Raw genomic sequence first — 20,715 nt, 5'->3', positions numbered from 1 at the left:
ATACTATACAAATCGCTATTTTCTTTTATTATATACTAAATTTTATCATCTTTTGCGGGAATTTAAATAAAAAACTGTCGAAAAAGCGAATAATACGTTTACATTTTGTGCTATTTTGTCATATATTTAAGTATCCAACACAATTGCCATATCTAACATTTTTTGATTGATAATTCAGAAAAAAATCACTTCACAGTAAATTCAACGGAATAAAAATAAAATCCTGCTCCAAAGAGCAAGATTTTATAGTTTTATAACATGATGTTTTCCATCCCAAGAAAAAGGGTTTTCCATTACACGATCAACGAAATCCAAACCAAACTGATTTAAATAATAACATACATTCCACACACGTTCTTGCGGCGCACCTAATGGACGAAGTGCGAATTGTATACGGCGGAATTTATTTAGCTGAACCTCATACTTTTTCTCAACATTTCTTTTCAACATTCTTTCCAACAGTTCAATTTGTTCATTAATTTTCAATTCGTTTTTCCCTGCAAACGCACCTAACCCTGGCTCTATTTTCTTTACAAATTGCTGTAAAGATGTATGAATATCGGCAATTTCTTTTTTCGCCTTTTCAAAATGATCATCAATCGGTTCCTCTATTTGATTAAACAACCAGTTTTCACGCAGTTTATCGACATCATTTAAAAACGGATCAATTTCTCTCAATTGCAGATCGAATAAATCTGTCGCTATATCTCTCTCCACATAAGTAATTGTAAGACGAGGAACGACAGGTGGCATTTGAAAACCGACAGTATGGAATACTTGCTGTAATTCACTCCAATAAGCTAATTCCCCTGGACCTCCAATAAATGCGAGCGTAGGAAATACATACTCTTGCATAAGAGGACGTGTTACAACATTATTACTAAAACGTGCCGGATTTCTCTCCATCTCTTCAATCAACTCTTCATATGAAAAGGAATGCGCCCCATCCTTTCCAACAAACTTACCTTGATGCTCTTCAAGCAATACTCGTTCATTATCTATTTCCATGAATATATGCACTGCATGAGACTTCGTTTCAATAATCGGTTTGTATCCTAGTTCTTTAATTACTTCCTGCTGATTACGAAGGCCCTCTTGTACCTCTTTATACTTACTTATAATTCGCTTGAAAAATGGAATTTCTAACTTTCTTAATTCAGGATGATGTGAATCAACAAGGATTAAACCAGAATTAGCAAAGATTTTCGTAATAAGATGAGCAAAGAAATCTACATACGTATTCGATTTTTTCAAAGCATCATCAACAAATTTTAATACATCTTTTGTAAAATTTGTTTCTGGGTATGTTTTAAAAATCTCTTCAATCCAATTTCTACAATCTTCAACAGAAAGTTCAGACTCAGAAGCACTTGCCTTTTTCGGATTACGGTCATAAAAAATAGTTTTTTTCATCTTTTTATTTTTCGCTACAAAAGTATGATTAATCTCATCCATATCATGGTCTTCACCCGCAATCCAGAAGACAGGGACAACTTTAACTCCTAAACTTTCTTCCTTTTCCTTTGCAAGCTGTAAAATTGAAATAACTTTATGAATTGTATAAAGCGGTCCAGTTAATAACCCCGCTTGTTGTCCAGCTATAACAACATATGTATTTTCATCTCCAAGCGCTTTTACATTTTGAAGTGTAGATTCTCCCGCTTGTAATTTTGTATTATATTCTAATAAATGCGCTACTAAATCTTGGCGGAAAAACTCCCTTTCACGCAAATCATGTAAACGTTGTTTAAAAGCATCTTCTGTTAACATATAATCAAAACATGACTGTATCTCTTTTTTACCGTTCATATAGTCCGCTACAATACCTTGTTGCGGAACAGAGATTTCTTTTATCTCCATATAATTCTTCCTTTCGTATCCAGTTCTCTCACCAATCCACATTGTAGTCAATGTTTCACGTAAAAGCAAAGAATAACACTTATACTCTTGTTTCTAAACCTTTTATTGCATCGAACAAAAATTGAAGTGTCGGAACTGGTCGTTGCTGTTTCTTAGCTTCTTCTAATACATATCCAACAATCGCATTAATTTCCGTCTGTCTACTCGCTCTTACATCCGCTAGCATAGAAGATGTATTACGAGACGTTCCTTCACACACATTTCGTACCATTTGCCATACCATTTCTTTTTCTCCTCTAATAAGAAATGCTGCCTCCTGAAACACTTGCTCCATCATTTGATAAAAAAAACGATTCGTGATTAATTCACCATTCTTAACTCCCAATAGTGCTGTCAACGGATTGATACATACATTTACTACTAATTTTTTATGCATAATCTCTTCCCAATCCATTTCTATTTGAACTGGAAAATAAGCAACAGGAAAATAATTGAATATTTTTTTAAAATGTATAGATTGACCACAAACCACTCCAAATTTTGTTACCCCTATCCCAGTATGATGAACGATATGCCCTCCCTCTTTTTTCGCACCATGTTCTACAATACCAACAGCTATATTTTTACTCCCTATGTTCAGCATCTTTTGAAGATGCGACATTCCGTTTTGCAAAAAGATTAATGATGATGCCCCTTCCACAAACGGTAGTACGTCATCTATATGATATTGCTTCACAGCAATAAATATATAATCTAAATTTTGCGCTACCATACTTTCTATCGGTAAAACAGATGGATATACTGTTTCACATCTTCCATCTCTAATACAAGTTACACCTGTTTCATTTAATTCTTCAGCTTGCTTAGCTGTTCTTGTAAACAACGTAACATCTTGGTTATTTTTTTGTAAATAAAATGTATACAATAGACCAATAGCACCTGGTCCGACAATTCCAATTTTCATTTTCACACAAGGAATTCACACTAAGTGCCCTTGCCTTCCCCCCTTTATATCTTTTTAAAGCACCTGAGCACGCCCTATAATTCCGCTGTCCTCTGCCCAACAAATATACTCTCATTTTTCACTATGTATGTACCACCTATTAATACGCTTCTACTCTTAGTTTAGCAAATCCTCAAAAAAATAAAAAAAGAAATATACTATCTTCTTCATAAAAATAAAAAAATGAGTTATACTATTATTATAAATATTTTTACTTTTCTGCATTCAACGAGACAAGAAAAGGATGTGATGTAATGGGATTCCCAAAAGTTGAGCGCTTGCTCATCAATTATAAAACGTTAGATGAATTCAAAAAATTTAAAGGGTGCGGAGCCCAGGAACTATCTATGCTGGAAGAATTACAAGCAAACATTATTGAAAACGACAGTGAATCTCCATTTTACGGTATTTATTATGGCGGATCACTAATCGCACGTATGAGTCTATATATGAAAAGAAACGGCGGAGAACCATTCGAAATTACAGGTCCCTACCTAGAACTTTATAAACTTGAAGTATTACCAACTTTTCAAAAACAAGGATTCGGGCAAATGCTTGTAAATCATGCGAAACAAATGCAATTTCCTATTAAAACGATAGCACGTATTCATTCAGCTGGTTTTTGGGATAAATTAAATTTCAACCCCGTATCAGTAACTGATGGAGATTTTTATATTTGGCATCCAGAAGCAAATTTGAATGCGGTTACAAACGAAGAATCGGCTTAAGAAATAAAAAACAGCTGTATAACAGCTGTTTTTTTATTTCTTAAGCTTCTCTAACTTCTCATTCGAGCGAGCATTGTTTCTTTCCGCTACCATTACACTTCTTTTTTGATCGATATAATCAAGTAGTGTTCTATACTCTTCTTCATATACTGATAATCGCTCCAGAAGACGCTCTCTTTCTGTTTGTAATGATTCAACTTGTTGTTGCAACACCGTTAAAGAGTTTTCATCTTTATAATTTTGCAAGAAATCAATAACATCATTCAACGTAATTGACGTAGGTTCTAACACCTTTGTCTCTTTCACTTCATAATTTTCTACTTTACGAAGTTGCTTTGCTTCCTCAATACGTTCTTTATATTGCTTTCTTACGTAAGAATTCCATCTAAACCCACATGCTGCTGGTGTACGAGATAAATTTTTCCCCACTTCCTTAAAGGCAGAAAGTTGTGTTCCACCTTCTCGAATATGCCGGAGTACTACTTCTGCCAGAAGCAAATCTTCATCATCAGTCCAAGCATCTTGTCTTGTTGTCGCCATCTCTCTAGTCCTCCCTATGCATTTTTTATTAAGCATATGCAGTTACTAGAAAAGATAGAATACAACAACTAAAGATTAAGACAAAAAAATAAACGCAGAAGATATCTTCTGCGTTTATTTTCCCGCAATTACTTGCTGATTACTTCTTTACCTTTGTAAGTACCGCATGCTTTACATACACGGTGAGCTAATTTCGCTTCACCACAGCTTGGGCACTCTACCATACCAGGTACTGATAATTTGAAATGCGTACGACGCTTTCTTTTTACTGTTTTAGAAGTTCTTCTAAAAGGTACAGCCATTCTTCCCACCTCCTTAAAAGAAATAGTTATTTTCATATGAAGGCCTGAACCAGTCTTCCGATTATTTGTCAAAAAACTTTGCAAGTCCTGCCAATCTTGGATCAACAGTCTTTTCTTTGTCTTCTTCCGAAATCACTTGCCAGTCTTGACCTTGCGTCGGTGCTCCACCAGAAACATCATCACTGAAAATTTGCATTGGAATCTCCAAAAGTATATTTTCCTTGATTACGGGCAGTAAGTCAAGTACTTCTCCTTCTAAAGAATGAATTTCAGCTTCAGTTTCAAATTCTTCTTGTGAAGTTTGGAACACCTCAGTTGTTTTAATGTCAAATGGTAATGTCACATCTACTAAAGAGCGAGAACATGGTAAAACCATGCTTCCAGTTATATGTAGATGAAACGTAAACTTACCGGAGCCAAAATCAACTCTTCCCGTTACATGAACAGGATTAATTTCACGAATATCTTTCTCGACCTCTTTTAGCTCACTTACATCTACCATCTCATCCAATGTCAATCCTTTATTTCTCAATTTATTCAATTGATGGATGGACCATTTCATATCATATCACCTCAAGGCAACAAACAAAATTATAGCTAGCCATTTTATATTTGTCAATGTTTTTTCTTTACACTATAATGGAGTCATCATAGTAAATAATATATAGAGTATCACGTTTTTCAAAAAGATGCTACATCGAAAGGAGAGATTACCATAAAAGCTGGTGGTATTGTTGTTGAATATAACCCTTTTCATAACGGTCATCTTTATCATGTGCAACAGACAAAAAAGTTAACACAATCCGATATAATAATTGCCGTTATGAGTGGTCCTTTTTTACAGCGTGGTGAGCCCGCACTCATTTCCAAATGGTATCGCACTAAAATGGCCTTAGCAAACGGCGTAGACCTTGTTGTAGAGCTTCCATACGTCTTTGCAACACAAAAGGCTGAAACCTTCGCAAATGGTGCTATTTCCATTTTAAATGCCCTACGTGTTTCTGAAATTTGTTTCGGTAGTGAGGATGGACAAATCGAAAATTTTTATAATACCATCTCCGTACAAAAAAACGAAGATGAGACTTTTAACTGCCTTGTAAAACAATTCATGGACGCTGGTAATAGTTATGCAAAAGCAACATCGGATGCTTTCTCACACATTTTAACATCTGAAAAAAACATAGATATGTCACAACCAAATAATATTTTAGGCTTCCAATATATGAAAGCAATTCTGTCACAAAATAGCTCTATACAAGCTCAAACTATAAAAAGATTTGCCTCTCATTATCATGATGAAACATTTAATGACCAACATATTGCAAGCGCGACAAGCATCCGAAAACAACTCTTTAGCGAAGAAGGATCATTTACAACAATTGAACCTTTTCTCCCACAGGCAACCACTTCGCTTTTAGCAAATTACAAACAAAACTACGGGATATTACATAATTGGGAACAATACTTTTCATTTTTTAAATATAGACTCATGACGATGTCTCCAGGGGACTTACGACATATATATGAAATAGAAGAAGGTTTAGAGCATCGTATTTTATCAAAAATACAAAACAGTTCCTCCTTCTATTCATTCATGGAAGCATTAAAAACAAAACGTTATACATGGACTAGATTACAAAGAGCTTGTACACACATTTTAACAAACACAACAAAAGAGGAAATACGTAGCGCAAATATAGAACAACACGCACCATATATTCGCCTGCTAGGTATGTCACAAAAAGGACAAACTTACCTTTCAAAAAACAAGAAAAAAATCGAACTTCCAATCCTTACTCATACAAAAACATTCGACCATGCCGCTTTAGATATAGAGAAAAAAGCAAACTCTGTATATTTCTCCATCATGCACGAACCGTTACGCACACAACTATTAAAACAGGATATAACACACCATCCTATTCGCTATGATGAAACAACTACAAAATTCCTATAAAAAAACCTCTCTATTTCAGAGAGGTTTTTTCCTTATCCATCTTTTCTAAATATGTTAACGCATCATCCAGCGTATCTACTGGTACAATTTTCATTTTTGTTTTAATATCCTTTGCAGTCTCAAGTGCATCTTTATAGTTCGATTTCTCCGCACCTTTTTCATTTGGCGCAAAGAACACTTCAGCCCCGGCATCGCTAGCAGCCACCACTTTTTGATTTATACCACCAATTGGGCCCACTTCTCCTTTTTCATTAATTGTACCTGTTCCAGCTATTTCATGTCCTTTCGTTAAGTCTTCTTCCACAAGTTGATTATATATTTCTAATGTGAACATTAAACCTGCGGATGGTCCACCAATTTCATGAGAATTAATTTTCACTTTCGGATCGACCACTAATTCTCTTTCCGTAACGATAGAAACACCTATGCCGACACGCCCATTCCCATTAGGAATCGTCTTTACATTTAAATTCTCTTTCAATTGTTTTCCATTTCTCATGTACTCAATACTTACAGCATCGTTTTCTTTTTTCCCTGTCATATATTCAATAAATTGCTCCGTCTTTTCAAATGTTTTTCCGTCAACAGCTATAATAACATCACCAAGCTTAAGCTTTCCTTCTGACGGCATTCCTTTTGCCACACCAGCAACTAATACACCTTTATTTTCAAAAGATACTGAGCGATTTGCACGTTTATATGCATTATAAATTGCTGCATTTTGCGAATCTTTCATCGCATAATTTTGGCGAAATTGATATTCTTCATCACTCTCACCTTTTTGCAATATTTCTTCCGCTTTCGAAATATGTGTATATTTATTAAACTGTGCCGCTATTAAATTCACCACATTTGCTGGTCCCATTGAAACCGTAACAAGCATAAAATCACCAGATTCTTTCGTTCCACCCTCAACTTGAACATAAGGCTCTAATTTGGCAGCCATTCCTGGTTTTGTTATATAATACGGTAAACGTACGTAAACAAGTAACATCGCCAATATAACCCCTATTAAGATTGCATATATAAACCGAAAACGCTTAAACATTATGTTTCTCCTTCCACTGCTCAATTAATAAATAAATATTTGAAACATGTTTTTCTGCTTCTACTTCTCCAACTCGAATAATGTCTTCAATGTTTGTAAAAGCACGTGAACTAAATTGCTCTACAGCTGGTCGCATCATTAAATCCGATGCAATTTGCCGATTCATTACAAGCTCATGCTGCATAATTTCAATACTTTGCATGATTACGTCATAAATGGACGTAACATCGCCATTCACCTTAATTGGAGATACATCAACAGCGATAACAATATCGGCCCCTAACTCTTTCACAACCGATACTGGGATGCGATCAATGACTCCACCATCCACTAATAATCTTCCATCTATTTTTTCTGGTACAAACACTCCAGGAACAGATATGCTAGCCCTCACCGCATCTGCAACTGGCCCACTTGTAAAAACCACTTTTTCCCCCTTCAATATGTCAGTAGCCACAACAGCCGTCGGGATATCTAACTCTTCTAAATTTTTATTATATGTAAACATTTTAATCATATCTTTGACACGTTTTCCAGCAATAAATCCCATTTTCGGTACCGTGAAATCTAAATAATACTTCCGCTTAAAAACAGATGCTAATTTATACAATCTTTCAACGTTACTACTTGCCGCATAAAACGTACCTATTAGCGCCCCCATACTACTTCCTGCAATCATGTGAATAGGGATACCAGCTTCCCTTAAAACCTTTATTACACCAATATGAGCAAACCCTTTGGCTCCTCCAGACCCAAGTGCTAAACCAATCTTTGGTTCTTTCATTTTTCTCACCCTTTAATTTTTTTCATTCCTTTTTCATACTTATGGTCTAAATTCACTACGTATCCACGTATACTGAAATGAACGTTTTTTGGGACAAAGGGGGATTTACTTACATGTATGAAAAATGGAAAACCGCTTTCCTTACCATATCAACGCTATTTTTAACCTTTTCTCTTGTACTCCACCCCCAAGCCGCTTTGCAAGCTTCTATTCGCGGGTTAAATATATGGTGGGAAGTTGTATTCCCTTCACTACTACCGTTTTTCATCATTGCGGAACTTCTAATTAGTATCGGTGTTGTAAAATTTATTGGCGTTATATTAGAACCACTCATGCGCCCACTTTTTCGCGTTCCAGGGATAGGCGGATTTGTTTGGGCGATGGGAATGGCTTCTGGTTTCCCTGCAGGCGCCAAATTAAGCGCTAGACTACGAAAAAGCAATCTTTTAACTCAGATTGAAGCAGAGCGCCTCGTTTCTTTCACAAATTCTTCTAATCCACTTTTTATTTTCGGTGCTGTGTCTATCGGTTTTTTTAATAATCCGAAATTAGGAATTATATTAGCCGCTGCCCATTATTTCAGTAACTTTGCTGTCGGATTAATTATGCGTTTTTACGGCGATAATACCGCTTACAAAAATAATACACACACTACAAAAAAACGTCGCTTTCAAAATCCTTTTTTAATTCTTCACGAGACACGCTTACAAGAAAAAAGACCAATTGGTAAATTACTTGGGGATGCCATTGTTTCTTCTATTCAAACATTACTTATGATTGGCGGATTTATTATTTTATTCTCTGTGTTAAATAAAATGATTACTGTATTCCACATTACAGCAGCTCTTTCTTTTATTATGCAACATATTTTATCATTCTTCCAACTAAGTACAGATTTTAGTATACCTATATTATCAGGTATTTTCGAAATGACACTCGGAAGCCAAATGATTAGTCAAATAAATGAAACACCGCTCTTACAACAAGCTATGGTAACAAGCTTCATTTTAGCATTTAGCGGTCTTTCTATTCAGGCACAAGTTGCTAGCATATTAGCTGAAACAGATATCCGATTTAAACCCTATTTTTTCGCACGAATTATTCAAAGTATTCTTGCCCCTATTTTTACATTTGTATTTTGGACACCATTTTATGAGAAAGTGAGTTCTTTCTCACCTATGCCAAAAGATATTCCTGTATTTTTATCCGAGCATCCTTCTATACTACATGAAATTTGGACATCTTTTATACATTATGGACCAATTTTTACATTATTTTGTCTATACTTATATGTTATTTTATTATTTTTGCGCACGTATAAAGAAAAACCCCGTTCACTTTAACGGGGTTTGAAACTTTTCTTTTAAAGCACGCTCTACAATAGGAGGTACAAGATCCACTACACTTCCTCCATACCTCGCAACTTCTTTTACAATACTCGAGCTTAAAAATGAATATTGGTTGTTTGTCATAATAAAAAATGTTTCAATATTTTCATCTAATTTTCGATTCATAGAAGTAATTTGCATCTCATATTCAAAATCAGAAACTGCTCGTAAACCACGTAATATTGCATTTGCATTACGCATTTTTGCATACTCTACTAATAGCCCACTATGCGAATCGACCTTTACATTCGGGATATCCTTTGTCGCTTCTCGAATTAGTTCTAATCGCTCTTCAACTGAAAAGAATGGTTTTTTTGATGAATTGTTTAAAACGACTACGTACACCTCATCAAATACTTTTGCTCCCCTTTTAATAATATCCAGATGCCCAAGGGTAATTGGATCAAAACTTCCTGAAGAAATAGCTATACTTGTCATTCTGTCCCCTCACCTTCATACTTATAAATCGATATTGCAGTAATCCCATAATTCTCAGCTCGTACTTTTACAAGCCTTCCTATTGAATTAGGTAAAACTACATCATTACCATGCTCTGCCATAATTAATCCATCACTATGTAGCAATCCATGTTGATCCATTACACTAATTAAAGATACAATTTTTTGCTCTTTATATGGAGGATCTATTAATATAAGATCGAATGACATTTCACGTTTTATTAACGCCTTTACTGCACGTTCAGCATCATTTCGATATACTTCAGCTTGTTCCTGTACTCTACAACTTTCTAAATTTTGATGAATTACTTTTATCGCTTTACTATCCCGATCAACAAAAATTGCTTTATCAATCCCTCTGCTCAAAGCCTCAATTCCAAGACCACCACTACCACCAAATAAATCAAGGGCGATACCACCATCAAAATAAGGACCTATCATATTAAAAATAGATTCTTTTACTTTATCTGTCGTTGGACGTGTTGTATTACCAGGAACCGCTTTAAGTGGGTGTCCTTTACATTTTCCTGAAACTACTCTCATCTGTTGTCACTACCTTTATTTCAATCTATCGAGCGATTATAGAAAGCCATTCCCACTTCGGTAACCGTTAACAAACCACATTCACCTAACTATAGAAAAACTCGGCCTCAAATAACCTCTCGTTATTTTTATGTATTCATCTCATCATTCACTAATATGAACCCAATATGTATATTAGTTCCACTTTATCTTTTTTATCCTATCACAAAATAAAAAAAAGAAAAATAAAAAGCCCAACATAAAATTTAATTTCATTATGTATATCTTCATTTAGATTGGACATAAATAATTATAACAACATCACCTTCGATGTTGTTGCCAACCGCGGAGAAGACTTACGTTTCCCCATAAGTTCTTCCTCCGGTTTCTCCTCTCCCTTTGCCTTCTTACTAGTACATGCTAGTATAAGAAGGGCCCTGCTATGCAGGGTTTTTTTTCTTTGTGTGCTTTTCATTTAAAAAGTGAAATGGTACAGTAAAAGAAAGAGGAGGAAAAGATATGATTCAACGCTTTATAGAACTTGGAGAAGGCTACTCTGATTTATATGAATTACTTGAAATTGCCAAAACAAATCAAGAACGTATAGCACATATGTTACAATTTGAAACGATAAAAAACGATAAAAAAGTGTGTTCGCTTGTTGTAATATTAAAACCAACTACTACTGGTGATTTCCAACCATTATACATATGTCGTGAAGGCATTCCTGTATTTGAAAATAAAAAAAGTAAACGTGTCATTTTATTTGAAGAAACGGCAGAACAACTCGGGAAAAAAGTGGCTACCTTTACTGTAAAACCATCTACAACTTTCCCAGAAAAAGAACTATTTTTCAATCATTTAATTGGTATTTTACGAATGAACAATTTCATTCCTCCGATGAAATAACACGTTATTTCAAGTGAAAAATCCCCCGCTAAATTTAGCAGGGGATTTTTTCTATTAGCTATAATCGTATTCTTTTGCTCGATCAGGACGGGAATTTTCAAATTCCGTTTTTAAATACGGGCGATACGACTGTTCTATCTTTTTCACAAAAGGAAGTTTGTTCAACTTATGCATCATATGCTCAATTTGTTCCATATCACAATATACTACAGCATATTTTAATCGTTTTGATATGTAATGTATGTTACCATATTTCCTTAAAATCTTGGCATGTTTCAATGAATGTAAATAAACAATCATACTTTGTCGTTGCCCGAACATAATCTTCTCCATCTTCTCCTTTTAAAAACATATATTTTATATTCTATGAAAACCAATCAGAAATTTATAACATTACAGGACAAACTCTGTATACGTTTTCTTCCAACTTCTAAAAAACGGGGTACATCACCCCGTTTTTTTACAACCACAACCTCCGCCAGTACCACAACCTCCACCACAGCCACCAGCATCAAAGAATGGATTTCCTGTTGGCACTTTAATGGAAGAAGACACTTCCGAACCGATTGCTACACTAACTTCGTCTAATAACTTCTGCAAAGCAGTTTCTGCTCTTTTAAAAGCTGCAACCTTATCATGTAAGTCCACAGAACGCTTTAATTCTCTCATTTTCATCGACACGGTAGTATAGTCAGGATGGTATTTTCCAAAACGCTGTACTTCCTCATACCGTTCTTTCATCGCTGTAAATTGCTGAATTAGCGTCTGAAGTTCCATATCTTCATGTAATTCTCTATAATACTTACGATAATCTTCTGCTATATCTGAACAGATAATCGCTTTTGCAAGCTGCTCTGCCTTATCTAATATTAATACGCTTTCTAGCGTCGCTACAATCATGAGAGACACCTCCGAGTATCCATCATACCACATTTAGATTAGAACTACTAATTGAAGTGACTTACTCAAAAGAAAGATATAACGTAACTATTTTTACACTATATCCGTACACACTTATACATTAATATGTTCCGCTATATTATATTTAAGAACATCCCATTTTCCACTATTTTGTTTCACATAACTAATACACGCATTTTTTAATGGTGTCTTAAATGTAATTTCATCTGGTTCAATGGCATGTAAAATCGCTTTTATCGCGTGTGAGTGAGCAACAATAATAATACGTTTGCCAAAATGAGTTGTCGCAACATCTTCTAAAGCAGCAAAGCAACGAGCTACAATCTCTTCATCTCGCTCCATACCTTCTACTTTATCCTCAGCAATCAACTCTCTAACAGCCGCAACCGGCTTCCCTGAAGCTTCTCCAAAATTCCGTTCAACAAATCGCTCATCTAATAAAATCGATTGTAATCCAACTGCCGTTGCGATTTCATTAGCCGTTTCTTGCGCTCTAATTAACGGGCTACTTATAATGATATCCCACGTTTCTTCTTGTAAAGCAGCTGCACTTTGACTCGCTTGCTTCTTACCAACTTCATTAAGCGGAATATCTTCTCGCCCCTGAATAATTTCTTGAAAATTCCAATCAGTTTGTCCATGTCGTACTAAACAAATTTCCGTCATGCTGCAACTCCTTTTTAAATAATCAACTTCTATTGTAACAAAAGTTCTGCATGACGGACATATTTTTCACTTCCAATTAGGTTGCGTTTTGTTGCTTCATATACTGAAACATATCAATCATGATCGAAGCAACGGCCAATTGATTTTGAAACTTTTCCACTTTATCTGGTATCGTTTTTTTGAAATGTTGCATCGCCGCTAACTCAAAAGCCTCTTTTTCTTCAGGATTTCGTGTTAATTTTCTATACCAGTACGGTTGCTCTCTAATATAACGAGATAAATCCTCATCAGCCTTTATAAACTCCATAATTTCTGCTCTCATCATCTTTCCCCCTAATCCTTTTGAAAGAAAAACGGGTTATTTTCTGAAGTACTTTGCTCTTGCTGCGTACGGTTACCTTGAAATTGCTGAATAACTTGTTGCACGCTCCCAATTGCACTCGTCACATTGGCTAAATGGTTCTGCATTTGTTCCACGTCCAACTTTTTAAAAAAAGAAAGCATTTGCCCCATCACATCAGCAGTTTTTTCCTCTTCAGTTCGATTATCTTTTTCTTTTTTATTTTCTTTTACCGAAGAAAACGCAGGCGCTCCATCCGGTCTATAAGTTGCCCATATTGGATCTTCTTCACCAAGTAAGTACCATTCTTCATAAAATTGTTGCCATGTTTTATGACCACTTCTAACCTCATGAACCATTTTAGGGTGATGGTTTACAAATTCTTTAAACTGTTGAACCGATGGATGTAACGGTCCTTTTGTTGTTGGCATAATCCTCACCTCTCCATGTATATCTACTATATAGTAAGAAAAAAAAGGCGCATGGTTCGCCTATTTTTAGACGATTCATGCACCTTTTTTTCTGCTATTTGCATACGGTCAGATTCCCACCTACAATTCAGTGAATACGAAGTAACTAATTAGGTGATGTAACACCCCACCGCTTACAGTTTCGCTTTATTTTCGAATAAAGTTTTGTGTATAAAATTTATCGTATACACCAACACCTAATCCTGTAAATTGTTCATTTAATAAATTCTTTCTATGCCCCTCACTATTTAACCAACCTTGCACTGCCGCAATTCCATCACTATGTTGCGCCGCTATGTTCTCACCAGCAAGTTGAAATCCTACTTTCCCGCGCTGCAAACGATCTCCTAGCGTACCTAATGTAGGTGAGTCATGAGAAAAATAATTATTGTCTTTCATATCTTTACTGTGACCAACAGCAACATCTGCTGTTTCCTGATCCCATGCTAGTAATGGTAATTTATGACGACTTCGAATGATATTTGTTAAATCAAAAATTTGTTGCATATTCCCATTTTCTACTTGTTTTATTTTTTCTGGAGTCAATGGTTGTTCTGCTATTAATTCACCTGAATAAACGAGCTGATACGGTCTTTGGCGTAATAAAGTTTCATCATCCATATAACGAACACCAACAAGCTCATGTGTAAATTGATCAAAATACAATTGCGCCCATCCATCTTCTACAGGTATTAACGGTTGTTCCATGACTTCGGTATCAGATAGCTCAAATTGATAACTATTTTTCCCTCTTTTTAATGAAATTTCATGCGAAAGCGGACTTTTTTTATATACTTCTTCATATTTTTCATTTATATAATAAGGTGGAACCTTAACTTGTTCACCAGCTGCGTATGCCGTTACAACTTTACGTTCAGAAACTCCAAATTGAACATACTGAGTTAAATCCTGGTTGTATACCCACCATTCATATCCGTATGCAGATGGCTCTATTCGAGAGGGTTCTCCCCACTTCGCTAATAGGTTTTCAGAGTCTTCACCAATCATATTTAAAACAGTGTCTGAGGAGTCTTCCTTAATTTGCTTTTTCTTTTTCACAATTTTATTTTCTTGCTTTGATTGAGATGGGGTTAATATATATTGTGAAACGAGTAATTTCCCGTATAAATCAACAGCTAAAATTAAAAATGTAATCATTACGATACGCAATAATTTCTTCAAACGATATACCTCCTGAACAAAACATAAAATTGAGATATACACAAATCCTTTTCTTTCTTTTTGTGTGTACCGTACTCTTTTCACTATATCATATTTTTGTGAAAAAAGTCTGGATTATCCCTTTTCTCTCAATATGAATTGCACTTTCTTATTATTCATACTATTATAAAAATAATGGTGTAACATTAAAAAAGGAGGTATTATATGCAATTTACAAATACGAAATTTAATGGAGCCGTCGTTGAATTAACTCTTTTAACTGAAATCATGGAAAACAACCACTTCGTACTTGCCGGACAGTGGGATTATGAACGAGTTACATACGATTATAAATTTGAAATATTAAAGGATGTTTATTATTTACGAGTGCAAGGAGTTGCTGTTGAAGGTGACATTGGCAGTAGACACGCTGAAGTAAAACTACTCCCCCCCTTATTAGGAAAACATTATTATCCTCACGGCGTTGAATATGGTGATGATGAGACTTTCCCAACGAATGTACTTCAAAAAAGCGAACAACTCCTACAAAATGTCGAAAAAGAGTTAAAAGAATTTCAAATTATTGATTAACAAAAACAAGCGCATCAATATGATGCGCTTGTTTTATTTCCCTTCCCTAAGAATGAATCGTTTTTTTTACTGGATATCCATAAATAGATCCATCTTTTACTTTAATCTCATCTTCCCAAGGGACCTTATATTTACCTTCAGCTAAATCTTTTACAAACGTATATGGATTTTCTTTCACCCCACCAGGAGTTGCTACATATCCTCTTGAACCTAGATTATATATATTATTTTCCAATCCCCATCCTAATCTAGCCTGATCTGCTAGTTCTGGATATACTTCAGCAGTAACAATCTCCCAAGGATTTCGATGACCCTGTACTAAAGTAGTCCCATCAAAATTACATACTTGTCCTTCACCAAAGTAATAAAATACACCATCATAACCCGCTAAGTTTACCGACAATGTATACATTAAATTTTGCCATGCATTTGAACGATTCGTTAGCATCCATTGTTCACTAACTTGTGTACTATATCCAGAAATACGAATTAAGACATTTGCACCTTTATAGGCCGCTTCACGAGCTACTTCAGGGAACATGCCATCATGACAAATACAAACAGCTAATTTACTTCCTCCAGGTCCATCACAAACAGGTAAGCCTAAATCTCCAGCTTTCCAAGGCTCGACTGGCACCCAAGGATTTAGCTTACGATACTTCAAAATCATTTCACCTTGTGGATCAATAATAACTGCTGTATTATATGGCTCTCCACCATCAGGATTTTTCTCCATTATTGAAAAAACACCATATACTTTAGATTCTTTACATGCCTCAGCAAATAAGTCTATTTCTGGCCCAGGCACTGTGCATAAAAATTCTTCTGTAGTCCATTTTTTTGTATTGAGCCCTTGTGTACTATATTCAGGAAATACTATCAATTCTAAACCAGGGTAACCTGATTTGGTCGAATGAATTGTTTTTATGATTTGTTGAATTTGTTTATCAATGTCTGCACGTGATTCTACTACTGGTACTGGATATTGAATTAGTGCTGTCAAAAAACCACTAATCGGCTTTACCATACTTCCACTACTACCCATTTAAACTCCCCCTTAAAATAGTTCGTGTTTATTAAAGATAACAATATATATTTGTAACTCTCTAAAAAACTTGCACTACATATGGAATTATTACGCATGAAAGCTAGTAGTAAATTTTATCTCCACTTTTAGTACACGCCTACACTAACTTAACGTAAAAAGTTAGAAAATTCAATCTTTTTAAGGTAGCTAAAAAAGAAAAAGCGCATGGAATCCCATACACTTTTTTACTTAATCTGTAAATACGGCGGCAATTGTTGCAACTGCTCCTTATCCTTTTCACGTTCTCTACGTGCCCATCTAAAGAATACATAGCCTATAATTGTACCGTACACTATTTCCTGGACAATTTTCATTATGATACCACCAGTTTGCTGATCTTGTACGACTGGCATCCAGTGCAAAAATTCTGGTCCCGTTATATTTAAATCTGATAAAGTGCCCGCTGGTACACATAGTTCCATCGCTTTCATCCAAGCAGCCGGATCCGTATACGTTGCAAATAACGGGGCTGTCGCAAAAATGATTAACGCACATGCAGGCGTTAATAATATGCCGTTAGCAAACATATAACCAAGTTTCTTTATATCACTTAACGTTTGATATTCTGGTAATGGATTTAACATCGGCCACCACATCATGATTGCTGTAAAAAACAATATAGCGAGACAAATAGGATGAGCTATTTGACTTTGTTTTACTGTATCAAAAACAACTGGTAAATGATAAAAAGAAAACAGGCCGTTAAATACAAACAACGCAATAAGTGGTTTAGCAAATGCCTTTAATATAATTTGAACGAACTTAAAAGAAGTAATGTAACGATATAACCAAATTGGTATACCAAGCAACAGTAACGGTGGAACTGCAATATACATGACTGCCATTTCAAACATATGAGCACTAAATATAATATGGCCAATTAAATCAATAGGCCCTCCCTTTACAAAATACAAAAGAACAATACCAGTCGTAAAATAAAAAATTTGCTTCTTACTTACCTTCGTCGCATTTTCAAATCGCATTCTATATGGTCCAATAATTAAGAAGTACCCAATAAGAATCGAAAGCATAAATAATAAAAAGATTGGACTCCATAAAGCCTGAAAACCAAATATCCACAAGTTACTCATTTTCACACCTGCCTTCGTAAGGTTATCTCATAATATGAAGAGGGAGCTGTGACAACACAAGCTCCCTTATTTTTCACTTTTCAAATCCACACGATTGTCATAAAAGCTAAAATTGTAATTAACCCTATTAGCAGACCAGAGTAAAGAAAGAAACTTGCTGCTTCATGTCCTTTATGACTCATATGCATAAAATAATACAATTGAAAAATTACTTGTACCACTGCTAATAGTAAAATAAACGGTACAGAGAAAATCGGACTAAAAGTTTTTGGATACGCCACTGCTACAAATGCAACTAATGTTAAAAAAATCATTAATGCAAACGTAATAACTTGATGCCTCATTTCCTCCGCACTTTTTCTCTTCCGATAAACAAGATCAACTTTAGGATTATTCGTTTGCTTTATCGCCATTGTTTATCCCACCATTCCCATTAAATATACTACAGTGAAAATAAACACCCAAACTACGTCAATAAAGTGCCAATAAATCGATGCAACATAAAACTTCGGTGCATTGTATAAATTTAGACCTCTCTTCGCATTTCTAAAGATTAATGTTAAAATCCAACATAACCCAAACAATACGTGGAGTCCATGTGTACCAACAAGAGCATAAAACGCAGAGCCAAAGGCACTACTTCTCATAGTATGCTTAAATTCATGTGTATAATGATAAAACTCATATATCTCAAATCCTAAAAACCCTAAACCTAGCAATACTGTTACTAGTAACCAAAGCTGCATTTTCTTAAAGTTAAAGTTTTTCATGTGATACATCGCATATACACTCGTTAAGCTACTCGTTAATAAAAGCATCGTCATAATGAAAACGAGTGGCATTTGGAACATCTCTTGAGATGTTGGTCCACCATTTGTAGAATTCTTTAACGCTAAATATGTTCCGAATAAGGAAGCGAACAACACTGTTTCGCCTCCAAGAAATAACCAAAAACCGACAAACTTATTTTTCCCTTCAAGGGTTGCTTTTTCAGGCTCTGCTGGAAATGTTTCATTCGTTAATTTTTCATCTACATGCATTATGCCTTGCCCCCCTTATCCTCTAAATCTTCTTTATGAATATGATACCCATGATCATCAATTACTGAACGTAGGAACATTGTGCCAAATGTAATGATTAAACCAATAATTGCTACTAATAACCAGAACTTATCTTTTCCGCCCTGCATATACATCGCACCAAATGCCGCTATAAACAATCCGAAAGAAATGACAAATGGTGAAAACGAAGGATTTGGCATATGAATATCACCAACTGGTTCCGCTGCTGTCATTTCTTTATTACCTTCACGTTTTTCAATCCAAAACGGATCTAATCCGCGAACAAATGGTAATTGTTTAAAGTTATATTCTGGTGTCGGTGCTGGCATTGTCCATTCTAATGTACGTGCATCCCACGGATCACGACCAGCTTTTTCTTTTGATACTGTTGTTTTAATTACATTGAATAGAAGAACAATCGTTCCAAGAGCCATAAACACCGCTCCGATGGAACTAATCATATTCCCCATTTCCAACCCTTGCCCTTCAAGATATGTGTAGTAACGGCGTGGCATACCAATCAAGCCAAGGAAATGCTGAATAAAGAAAGTTAAATGGAAGCCGATAAAGAATAGCCAAAACGTTATCTTTCCTAATGTTTCATTTAATACTTTATTAAACATCAGTGGCCAATAATAATGAGCTCCTGCAAGTAAACCAAATACAACACCGCCAACGATTACATAATGAAAATGTGCTACTACGAAATAGTTATCATGAAATTGATAATCAGCTGGTGCAGATGCTAGCATAACCCCTGTAACTCCACCCATTACGAATGATGGAATGAAAGCTACTGCCCACATCATTGGTGTCGTAAAACGAATACTTCCGCCCCACATTGTAAAGAGCCAGTTGAATATTTTGATACCAGTCGGAACCGCAATCGCCATTGTTGCAACTGAGAAAATAGCATTAGCAACTGGACCAAGTCCAACAGTAAACATATGGTGCGCCCATACCATAAATCCTAAAAATCCAATTAATACAGTCGCAAACACCATCGATGAATAACCAAACAATCGTTTTTTCGAAAATGTTGCGAAGATTTCTGAGAATATTCCGAAAGCTGGGAGTATAAGAATGTATACTTCTGGATGACCGAAAATCCAGAATAAATGCTCCCATATAATTGTATTCCCGCCCAATGCCGGATTAAAGAAACTTGTTCCAAATAAACGATCTAACATTAAAAGTCCTAATCCTACAGTTAACGGCGGAAAAGCGAATAATATAAGCGAAGATGTTACAAATGTTGTCCATGTAAACATCGGCATACGCATATACGTCATTCCTGGAGCGCGCATATTAATAATGGTTACAAGGAAGTTAATTCCTCCAATTAATGTACCAATACCTGAGATTTGCAAGCCGAGTACATAGAAATCAACACCATGACCTTTAGAGGCTAAAGCTAAAGATGCATAAGATGTCCATCCTGCATCAGGTGCTCCACCTAAAAACCAACTTAAATTTAAAAATACTCCACCAAAGAAAAATAACCAAAATCCGAGTGAATTCAAAAACGGGAACGCTACATCACGTGCACCAATTTGAAGTGGTACAGCGGCGTTCATAAATGCAAACACGAGTGGCATAGCTGCGAGGAAAATCATTGTTGTACCGTGCATCGTTAATACTTGATTATAAGCATCCCCAACAAGAAAAGCATTGTTAGGAATCGCTAATTGAAGGCGAATAAATAGAGCTTCTATTCCGCCTATTACAAAAAACAATCCACCTGCAATTAAATAGAGAATGGCAATCTTTTTATGGTCTACTGTCGTTAAATAATCCCATATGACAGCACCCATCCCCTGTTTTTTTG

At 35.4% G+C, this 20,715-nt stretch carries 25 protein-coding genes; 5 read left to right on the top strand and 20 right to left on the bottom strand.

Annotated elements, in window-relative coordinates; genetic code table 11:
• Positions 1-243: 243 nt before the first annotated feature.
• Complete coding sequence (gene bshC, locus ABWK52_RS15895; RefSeq protein ID WP_000403026.1) at positions 244-1,860, bottom strand: bacillithiol biosynthesis cysteine-adding enzyme BshC; 1,617 nt, start codon at positions 1,858-1,860, stop codon at positions 244-246.
• 79 nt (positions 1,861-1,939) lie between these two features.
• On the bottom strand, positions 1,940-2,824 hold the full coding sequence (gene panE, locus ABWK52_RS15890; protein ID WP_141537370.1) for a 2-dehydropantoate 2-reductase: 885 nt from the start codon (positions 2,822-2,824) through the stop codon (positions 1,940-1,942).
• 293 nt (positions 2,825-3,117) lie between these two features.
• On the opposite strand from panE, the gene ABWK52_RS15885 reads away from it, so the two are divergent.
• On the top strand, positions 3,118-3,591 hold the full coding sequence (locus tag ABWK52_RS15885; protein WP_000506692.1) for an N-acetyltransferase: 474 nt from the start codon (positions 3,118-3,120) through the stop codon (positions 3,589-3,591).
• Positions 3,592-3,624: 33 nt separating this feature from the next.
• Here the strand turns inward: ABWK52_RS15885 and ABWK52_RS15880 are convergent, their stop codons facing one another.
• The 3 genes from ABWK52_RS15880 to ABWK52_RS15870 all read right to left on the bottom strand — a co-directional run bounded on the left by ABWK52_RS15880 (position 3,625) and on the right by ABWK52_RS15870 (position 4,995).
• On the bottom strand, positions 3,625-4,131 hold the full coding sequence (locus tag ABWK52_RS15880; RefSeq protein WP_000246468.1) for an RsfA family transcriptional regulator: 507 nt from the start codon (positions 4,129-4,131) through the stop codon (positions 3,625-3,627).
• Between the two features lie 128 nt (positions 4,132-4,259).
• Positions 4,260-4,433 carry a 50S ribosomal protein L32 gene (gene rpmF / locus ABWK52_RS15875; RefSeq protein WP_001984764.1) on the bottom strand — a complete coding sequence of 58 codons (174 nt, stop codon included), beginning with the start codon at positions 4,431-4,433 and terminating at the stop codon, positions 4,260-4,262.
• A 61-nt stretch (positions 4,434-4,494) separates the two neighbouring features.
• Positions 4,495-4,995: a YceD family protein gene (locus tag ABWK52_RS15870; protein ID WP_000872149.1), complete on the bottom strand. Its 501-nt coding sequence runs from the start codon at positions 4,993-4,995 to the stop codon at positions 4,495-4,497.
• Between the two features lie 213 nt (positions 4,996-5,208).
• Here ABWK52_RS15870 and ABWK52_RS15865 point away from each other — a divergent pair, with 213 nt between their 5' ends.
• A complete protein-coding gene (locus ABWK52_RS15865; RefSeq protein WP_255289038.1) occupies positions 5,209-6,390 on the top strand; it encodes a nucleotidyltransferase in 1,182 nt (393 codons plus the stop codon).
• 10 nt (positions 6,391-6,400) lie between these two features.
• Here the strand turns inward: ABWK52_RS15865 and ABWK52_RS15860 are convergent, their stop codons facing one another.
• Both ABWK52_RS15860 and ABWK52_RS15855 read right to left on the bottom strand, forming a co-directional pair.
• Positions 6,401-7,438, bottom strand: a complete 1,038-nt coding sequence (locus ABWK52_RS15860; RefSeq protein WP_000476280.1) for a SepM family pheromone-processing serine protease — start codon at positions 7,436-7,438, stop codon at positions 6,401-6,403.
• Positions 7,431-8,222 carry a patatin-like phospholipase family protein gene (locus ABWK52_RS15855; RefSeq protein WP_000662590.1) on the bottom strand — a complete coding sequence of 264 codons (792 nt, stop codon included), beginning with the start codon at positions 8,220-8,222 and terminating at the stop codon, positions 7,431-7,433. The genes ABWK52_RS15860 and ABWK52_RS15855 overlap by 8 nt, the downstream gene beginning before the upstream one ends.
• 113 nt (positions 8,223-8,335) lie before the next feature.
• Between ABWK52_RS15855 and ylbJ the strand changes: the two genes are divergently transcribed.
• Positions 8,336-9,565, top strand: a complete 1,230-nt coding sequence (ylbJ, locus tag ABWK52_RS15850) for a sporulation integral membrane protein YlbJ (RefSeq protein ID WP_000273083.1) — start codon at positions 8,336-8,338, stop codon at positions 9,563-9,565.
• Here the strand turns inward: ylbJ and coaD are convergent.
• The gene (gene coaD / locus ABWK52_RS15845; RefSeq protein ID WP_000200601.1) at positions 9,557-10,048 is read right to left on the bottom strand and encodes a pantetheine-phosphate adenylyltransferase; all 492 of its coding nucleotides are present in this window, start codon (positions 10,046-10,048) and stop codon (positions 9,557-9,559) included. The two genes, ylbJ and coaD, sit on opposite strands and share 9 nt — an antisense overlap.
• Positions 10,045-10,611, bottom strand: a complete 567-nt coding sequence (gene rsmD, locus ABWK52_RS15840) for a 16S rRNA (guanine(966)-N(2))-methyltransferase RsmD (protein WP_001266979.1) — start codon at positions 10,609-10,611, stop codon at positions 10,045-10,047. Before rsmD ends, coaD begins: the two co-directional genes overlap by 4 nt.
• A gap of 498 nt (positions 10,612-11,109) precedes the next feature.
• On the opposite strand from rsmD, the gene ABWK52_RS15835 reads away from it, so the two are divergent.
• Entirely contained in the window at positions 11,110-11,499 is a 390-nt protein-coding gene (locus ABWK52_RS15835) for a DUF7147 family protein (protein ID WP_000616017.1), read from the top strand.
• 54 nt (positions 11,500-11,553) lie between these two features.
• Here the strand turns inward: ABWK52_RS15835 and ABWK52_RS15830 are convergent, their stop codons facing one another.
• The 6 genes from ABWK52_RS15830 to ABWK52_RS15805 form a co-directional block, all read right to left on the bottom strand.
• Positions 11,554-11,820 (bottom strand): YlbG family protein, encoded by a 267-nt coding sequence (locus ABWK52_RS15830; protein WP_002082261.1) that lies wholly within the window; start codon positions 11,818-11,820, stop codon positions 11,554-11,556.
• A gap of 126 nt (positions 11,821-11,946) precedes the next feature.
• Complete coding sequence (locus ABWK52_RS15825; protein ID WP_000634366.1) at positions 11,947-12,399, bottom strand: YlbF family regulator; 453 nt, start codon at positions 12,397-12,399, stop codon at positions 11,947-11,949.
• 114 nt (positions 12,400-12,513) lie between these two features.
• Entirely contained in the window at positions 12,514-13,086 is a 573-nt protein-coding gene (locus tag ABWK52_RS15820) for a histidine phosphatase family protein (RefSeq protein WP_098327304.1), read from the bottom strand.
• A 76-nt stretch (positions 13,087-13,162) separates the two neighbouring features.
• Positions 13,163-13,408, bottom strand: coding sequence for a YlbE-like family protein (locus ABWK52_RS15815; protein ID WP_001200990.1), 246 nt, complete (start codon positions 13,406-13,408; stop codon positions 13,163-13,165).
• A gap of 11 nt (positions 13,409-13,419) precedes the next feature.
• On the bottom strand, positions 13,420-13,857 hold the full coding sequence (locus ABWK52_RS15810; protein ID WP_001143346.1) for a YlbD family protein: 438 nt from the start codon (positions 13,855-13,857) through the stop codon (positions 13,420-13,422).
• Between the two features lie 186 nt (positions 13,858-14,043).
• Entirely contained in the window at positions 14,044-15,078 is a 1,035-nt protein-coding gene (locus ABWK52_RS15805) for a CAP domain-containing protein (protein WP_000735377.1), read from the bottom strand.
• Positions 15,079-15,282: 204 nt separating this feature from the next.
• Between ABWK52_RS15805 and ABWK52_RS15800 the strand changes: the two genes are divergently transcribed.
• Positions 15,283-15,648 carry a YugN family protein gene (locus tag ABWK52_RS15800; protein WP_001160947.1) on the top strand — a complete coding sequence of 122 codons (366 nt, stop codon included), beginning with the start codon at positions 15,283-15,285 and terminating at the stop codon, positions 15,646-15,648.
• A 46-nt stretch (positions 15,649-15,694) separates the two neighbouring features.
• On the opposite strand, the gene ABWK52_RS15795 is transcribed toward ABWK52_RS15800, so the two are convergent.
• The 5 genes from ABWK52_RS15795 to ctaD form a co-directional block, all read right to left on the bottom strand.
• Positions 15,695-16,693: a formamidase gene (locus ABWK52_RS15795; protein ID WP_098280728.1), complete on the bottom strand. Its 999-nt coding sequence runs from the start codon at positions 16,691-16,693 to the stop codon at positions 15,695-15,697.
• 227 nt (positions 16,694-16,920) lie between these two features.
• Entirely contained in the window at positions 16,921-17,826 is a 906-nt protein-coding gene (gene ctaG, locus ABWK52_RS15790) for a cytochrome c oxidase assembly factor CtaG (protein WP_000069022.1), read from the bottom strand.
• An 80-nt stretch (positions 17,827-17,906) separates the two neighbouring features.
• Positions 17,907-18,239 (bottom strand): cytochrome c oxidase subunit IVB, encoded by a 333-nt coding sequence (ctaF, locus tag ABWK52_RS15785; RefSeq protein WP_000985706.1) that lies wholly within the window; start codon positions 18,237-18,239, stop codon positions 17,907-17,909.
• Positions 18,240-18,242: 3 nt separating this feature from the next.
• Entirely contained in the window at positions 18,243-18,866 is a 624-nt protein-coding gene (ctaE, locus tag ABWK52_RS15780) for a cytochrome c oxidase subunit III (RefSeq protein ID WP_000557861.1), read from the bottom strand.
• Positions 18,866-20,701 carry a cytochrome c oxidase subunit I gene (gene ctaD, locus ABWK52_RS15775; RefSeq protein WP_153578907.1) on the bottom strand — a complete coding sequence of 612 codons (1,836 nt, stop codon included), beginning with the start codon at positions 20,699-20,701 and terminating at the stop codon, positions 18,866-18,868. The genes ctaE and ctaD overlap by 1 nt, the downstream gene beginning before the upstream one ends.
• Between the last annotated feature and the right edge of the window lie 14 nt (positions 20,702-20,715).

It is taken from the genome of Bacillus sp. AP50, assembly GCF_040492675.1.
Taxonomy (GTDB): Bacteria; Bacillota; Bacilli; order Bacillales; family Bacillaceae_G; genus Bacillus_A; species Bacillus_A cereus.
This window is presented reverse-complemented; position numbering and strand designations above follow the sequence as displayed.

What these genes read in the sequence shown, in the direction of transcription:
- ABWK52_RS15810 (WP_001143346.1), bottom strand. Translation starts at nt 13,857, where the DNA reads ATGCCAACAACAAAAGGACCGTTACATCCATCGGTTCAACAGTTTAAA.
- ABWK52_RS15870 (WP_000872149.1), bottom strand. Translation starts at nt 4,995, where the DNA reads ATGAAATGGTCCATCCATCAATTGAATAAATTGAGAAATAAAGGATTG.
- ABWK52_RS15860 (WP_000476280.1), bottom strand. Translation starts at nt 7,438, where the DNA reads ATGTTTAAGCGTTTTCGGTTTATATATGCAATCTTAATAGGGGTTATA.
- ABWK52_RS15855 (WP_000662590.1), bottom strand. Translation starts at nt 8,222, where the DNA reads ATGAAAGAACCAAAGATTGGTTTAGCACTTGGGTCTGGAGGAGCCAAA.
- ABWK52_RS15800 (WP_001160947.1), top strand. Translation starts at nt 15,283, where the DNA reads ATGCAATTTACAAATACGAAATTTAATGGAGCCGTCGTTGAATTAACT.
- ylbJ (WP_000273083.1), top strand. Translation starts at nt 8,336, where the DNA reads ATGTATGAAAAATGGAAAACCGCTTTCCTTACCATATCAACGCTATTT.
- ABWK52_RS15815 (WP_001200990.1), bottom strand. Translation starts at nt 13,408, where the DNA reads ATGAGAGCAGAAATTATGGAGTTTATAAAGGCTGATGAGGATTTATCT.
- ABWK52_RS15880 (WP_000246468.1), bottom strand. Translation starts at nt 4,131, where the DNA reads ATGGCGACAACAAGACAAGATGCTTGGACTGATGATGAAGATTTGCTT.
- rpmF (WP_001984764.1), bottom strand. Translation starts at nt 4,433, where the DNA reads ATGGCTGTACCTTTTAGAAGAACTTCTAAAACAGTAAAAAGAAAGCGT.
- panE (WP_141537370.1), bottom strand. Translation starts at nt 2,824, where the DNA reads ATGAAAATTGGAATTGTCGGACCAGGTGCTATTGGTCTATTGTATACA.
- ABWK52_RS15795 (WP_098280728.1), bottom strand. Translation starts at nt 16,693, where the DNA reads ATGGGTAGTAGTGGAAGTATGGTAAAGCCGATTAGTGGTTTTTTGACA.
- ctaD (WP_153578907.1), bottom strand. Translation starts at nt 20,701, where the DNA reads ATGGGTGCTGTCATATGGGATTATTTAACGACAGTAGACCATAAAAAG.
- ABWK52_RS15885 (WP_000506692.1), top strand. Translation starts at nt 3,118, where the DNA reads ATGGGATTCCCAAAAGTTGAGCGCTTGCTCATCAATTATAAAACGTTA.
- rsmD (WP_001266979.1), bottom strand. Translation starts at nt 10,611, where the DNA reads ATGAGAGTAGTTTCAGGAAAATGTAAAGGACACCCACTTAAAGCGGTT.
- coaD (WP_000200601.1), bottom strand. Translation starts at nt 10,048, where the DNA reads ATGACAAGTATAGCTATTTCTTCAGGAAGTTTTGATCCAATTACCCTT.
- ctaF (WP_000985706.1), bottom strand. Translation starts at nt 18,239, where the DNA reads ATGGCGATAAAGCAAACGAATAATCCTAAAGTTGATCTTGTTTATCGG.
- ABWK52_RS15830 (WP_002082261.1), bottom strand. Translation starts at nt 11,820, where the DNA reads ATGTTCGGGCAACGACAAAGTATGATTGTTTATTTACATTCATTGAAA.
- ctaE (WP_000557861.1), bottom strand. Translation starts at nt 18,866, where the DNA reads ATGCATGTAGATGAAAAATTAACGAATGAAACATTTCCAGCAGAGCCT.
- bshC (WP_000403026.1), bottom strand. Translation starts at nt 1,860, where the DNA reads ATGGAGATAAAAGAAATCTCTGTTCCGCAACAAGGTATTGTAGCGGAC.
- ABWK52_RS15835 (WP_000616017.1), top strand. Translation starts at nt 11,110, where the DNA reads ATGATTCAACGCTTTATAGAACTTGGAGAAGGCTACTCTGATTTATAT.
- ABWK52_RS15820 (WP_098327304.1), bottom strand. Translation starts at nt 13,086, where the DNA reads ATGACGGAAATTTGTTTAGTACGACATGGACAAACTGATTGGAATTTT.
- ABWK52_RS15825 (WP_000634366.1), bottom strand. Translation starts at nt 12,399, where the DNA reads ATGATTGTAGCGACGCTAGAAAGCGTATTAATATTAGATAAGGCAGAG.
- ctaG (WP_000069022.1), bottom strand. Translation starts at nt 17,826, where the DNA reads ATGAGTAACTTGTGGATATTTGGTTTTCAGGCTTTATGGAGTCCAATC.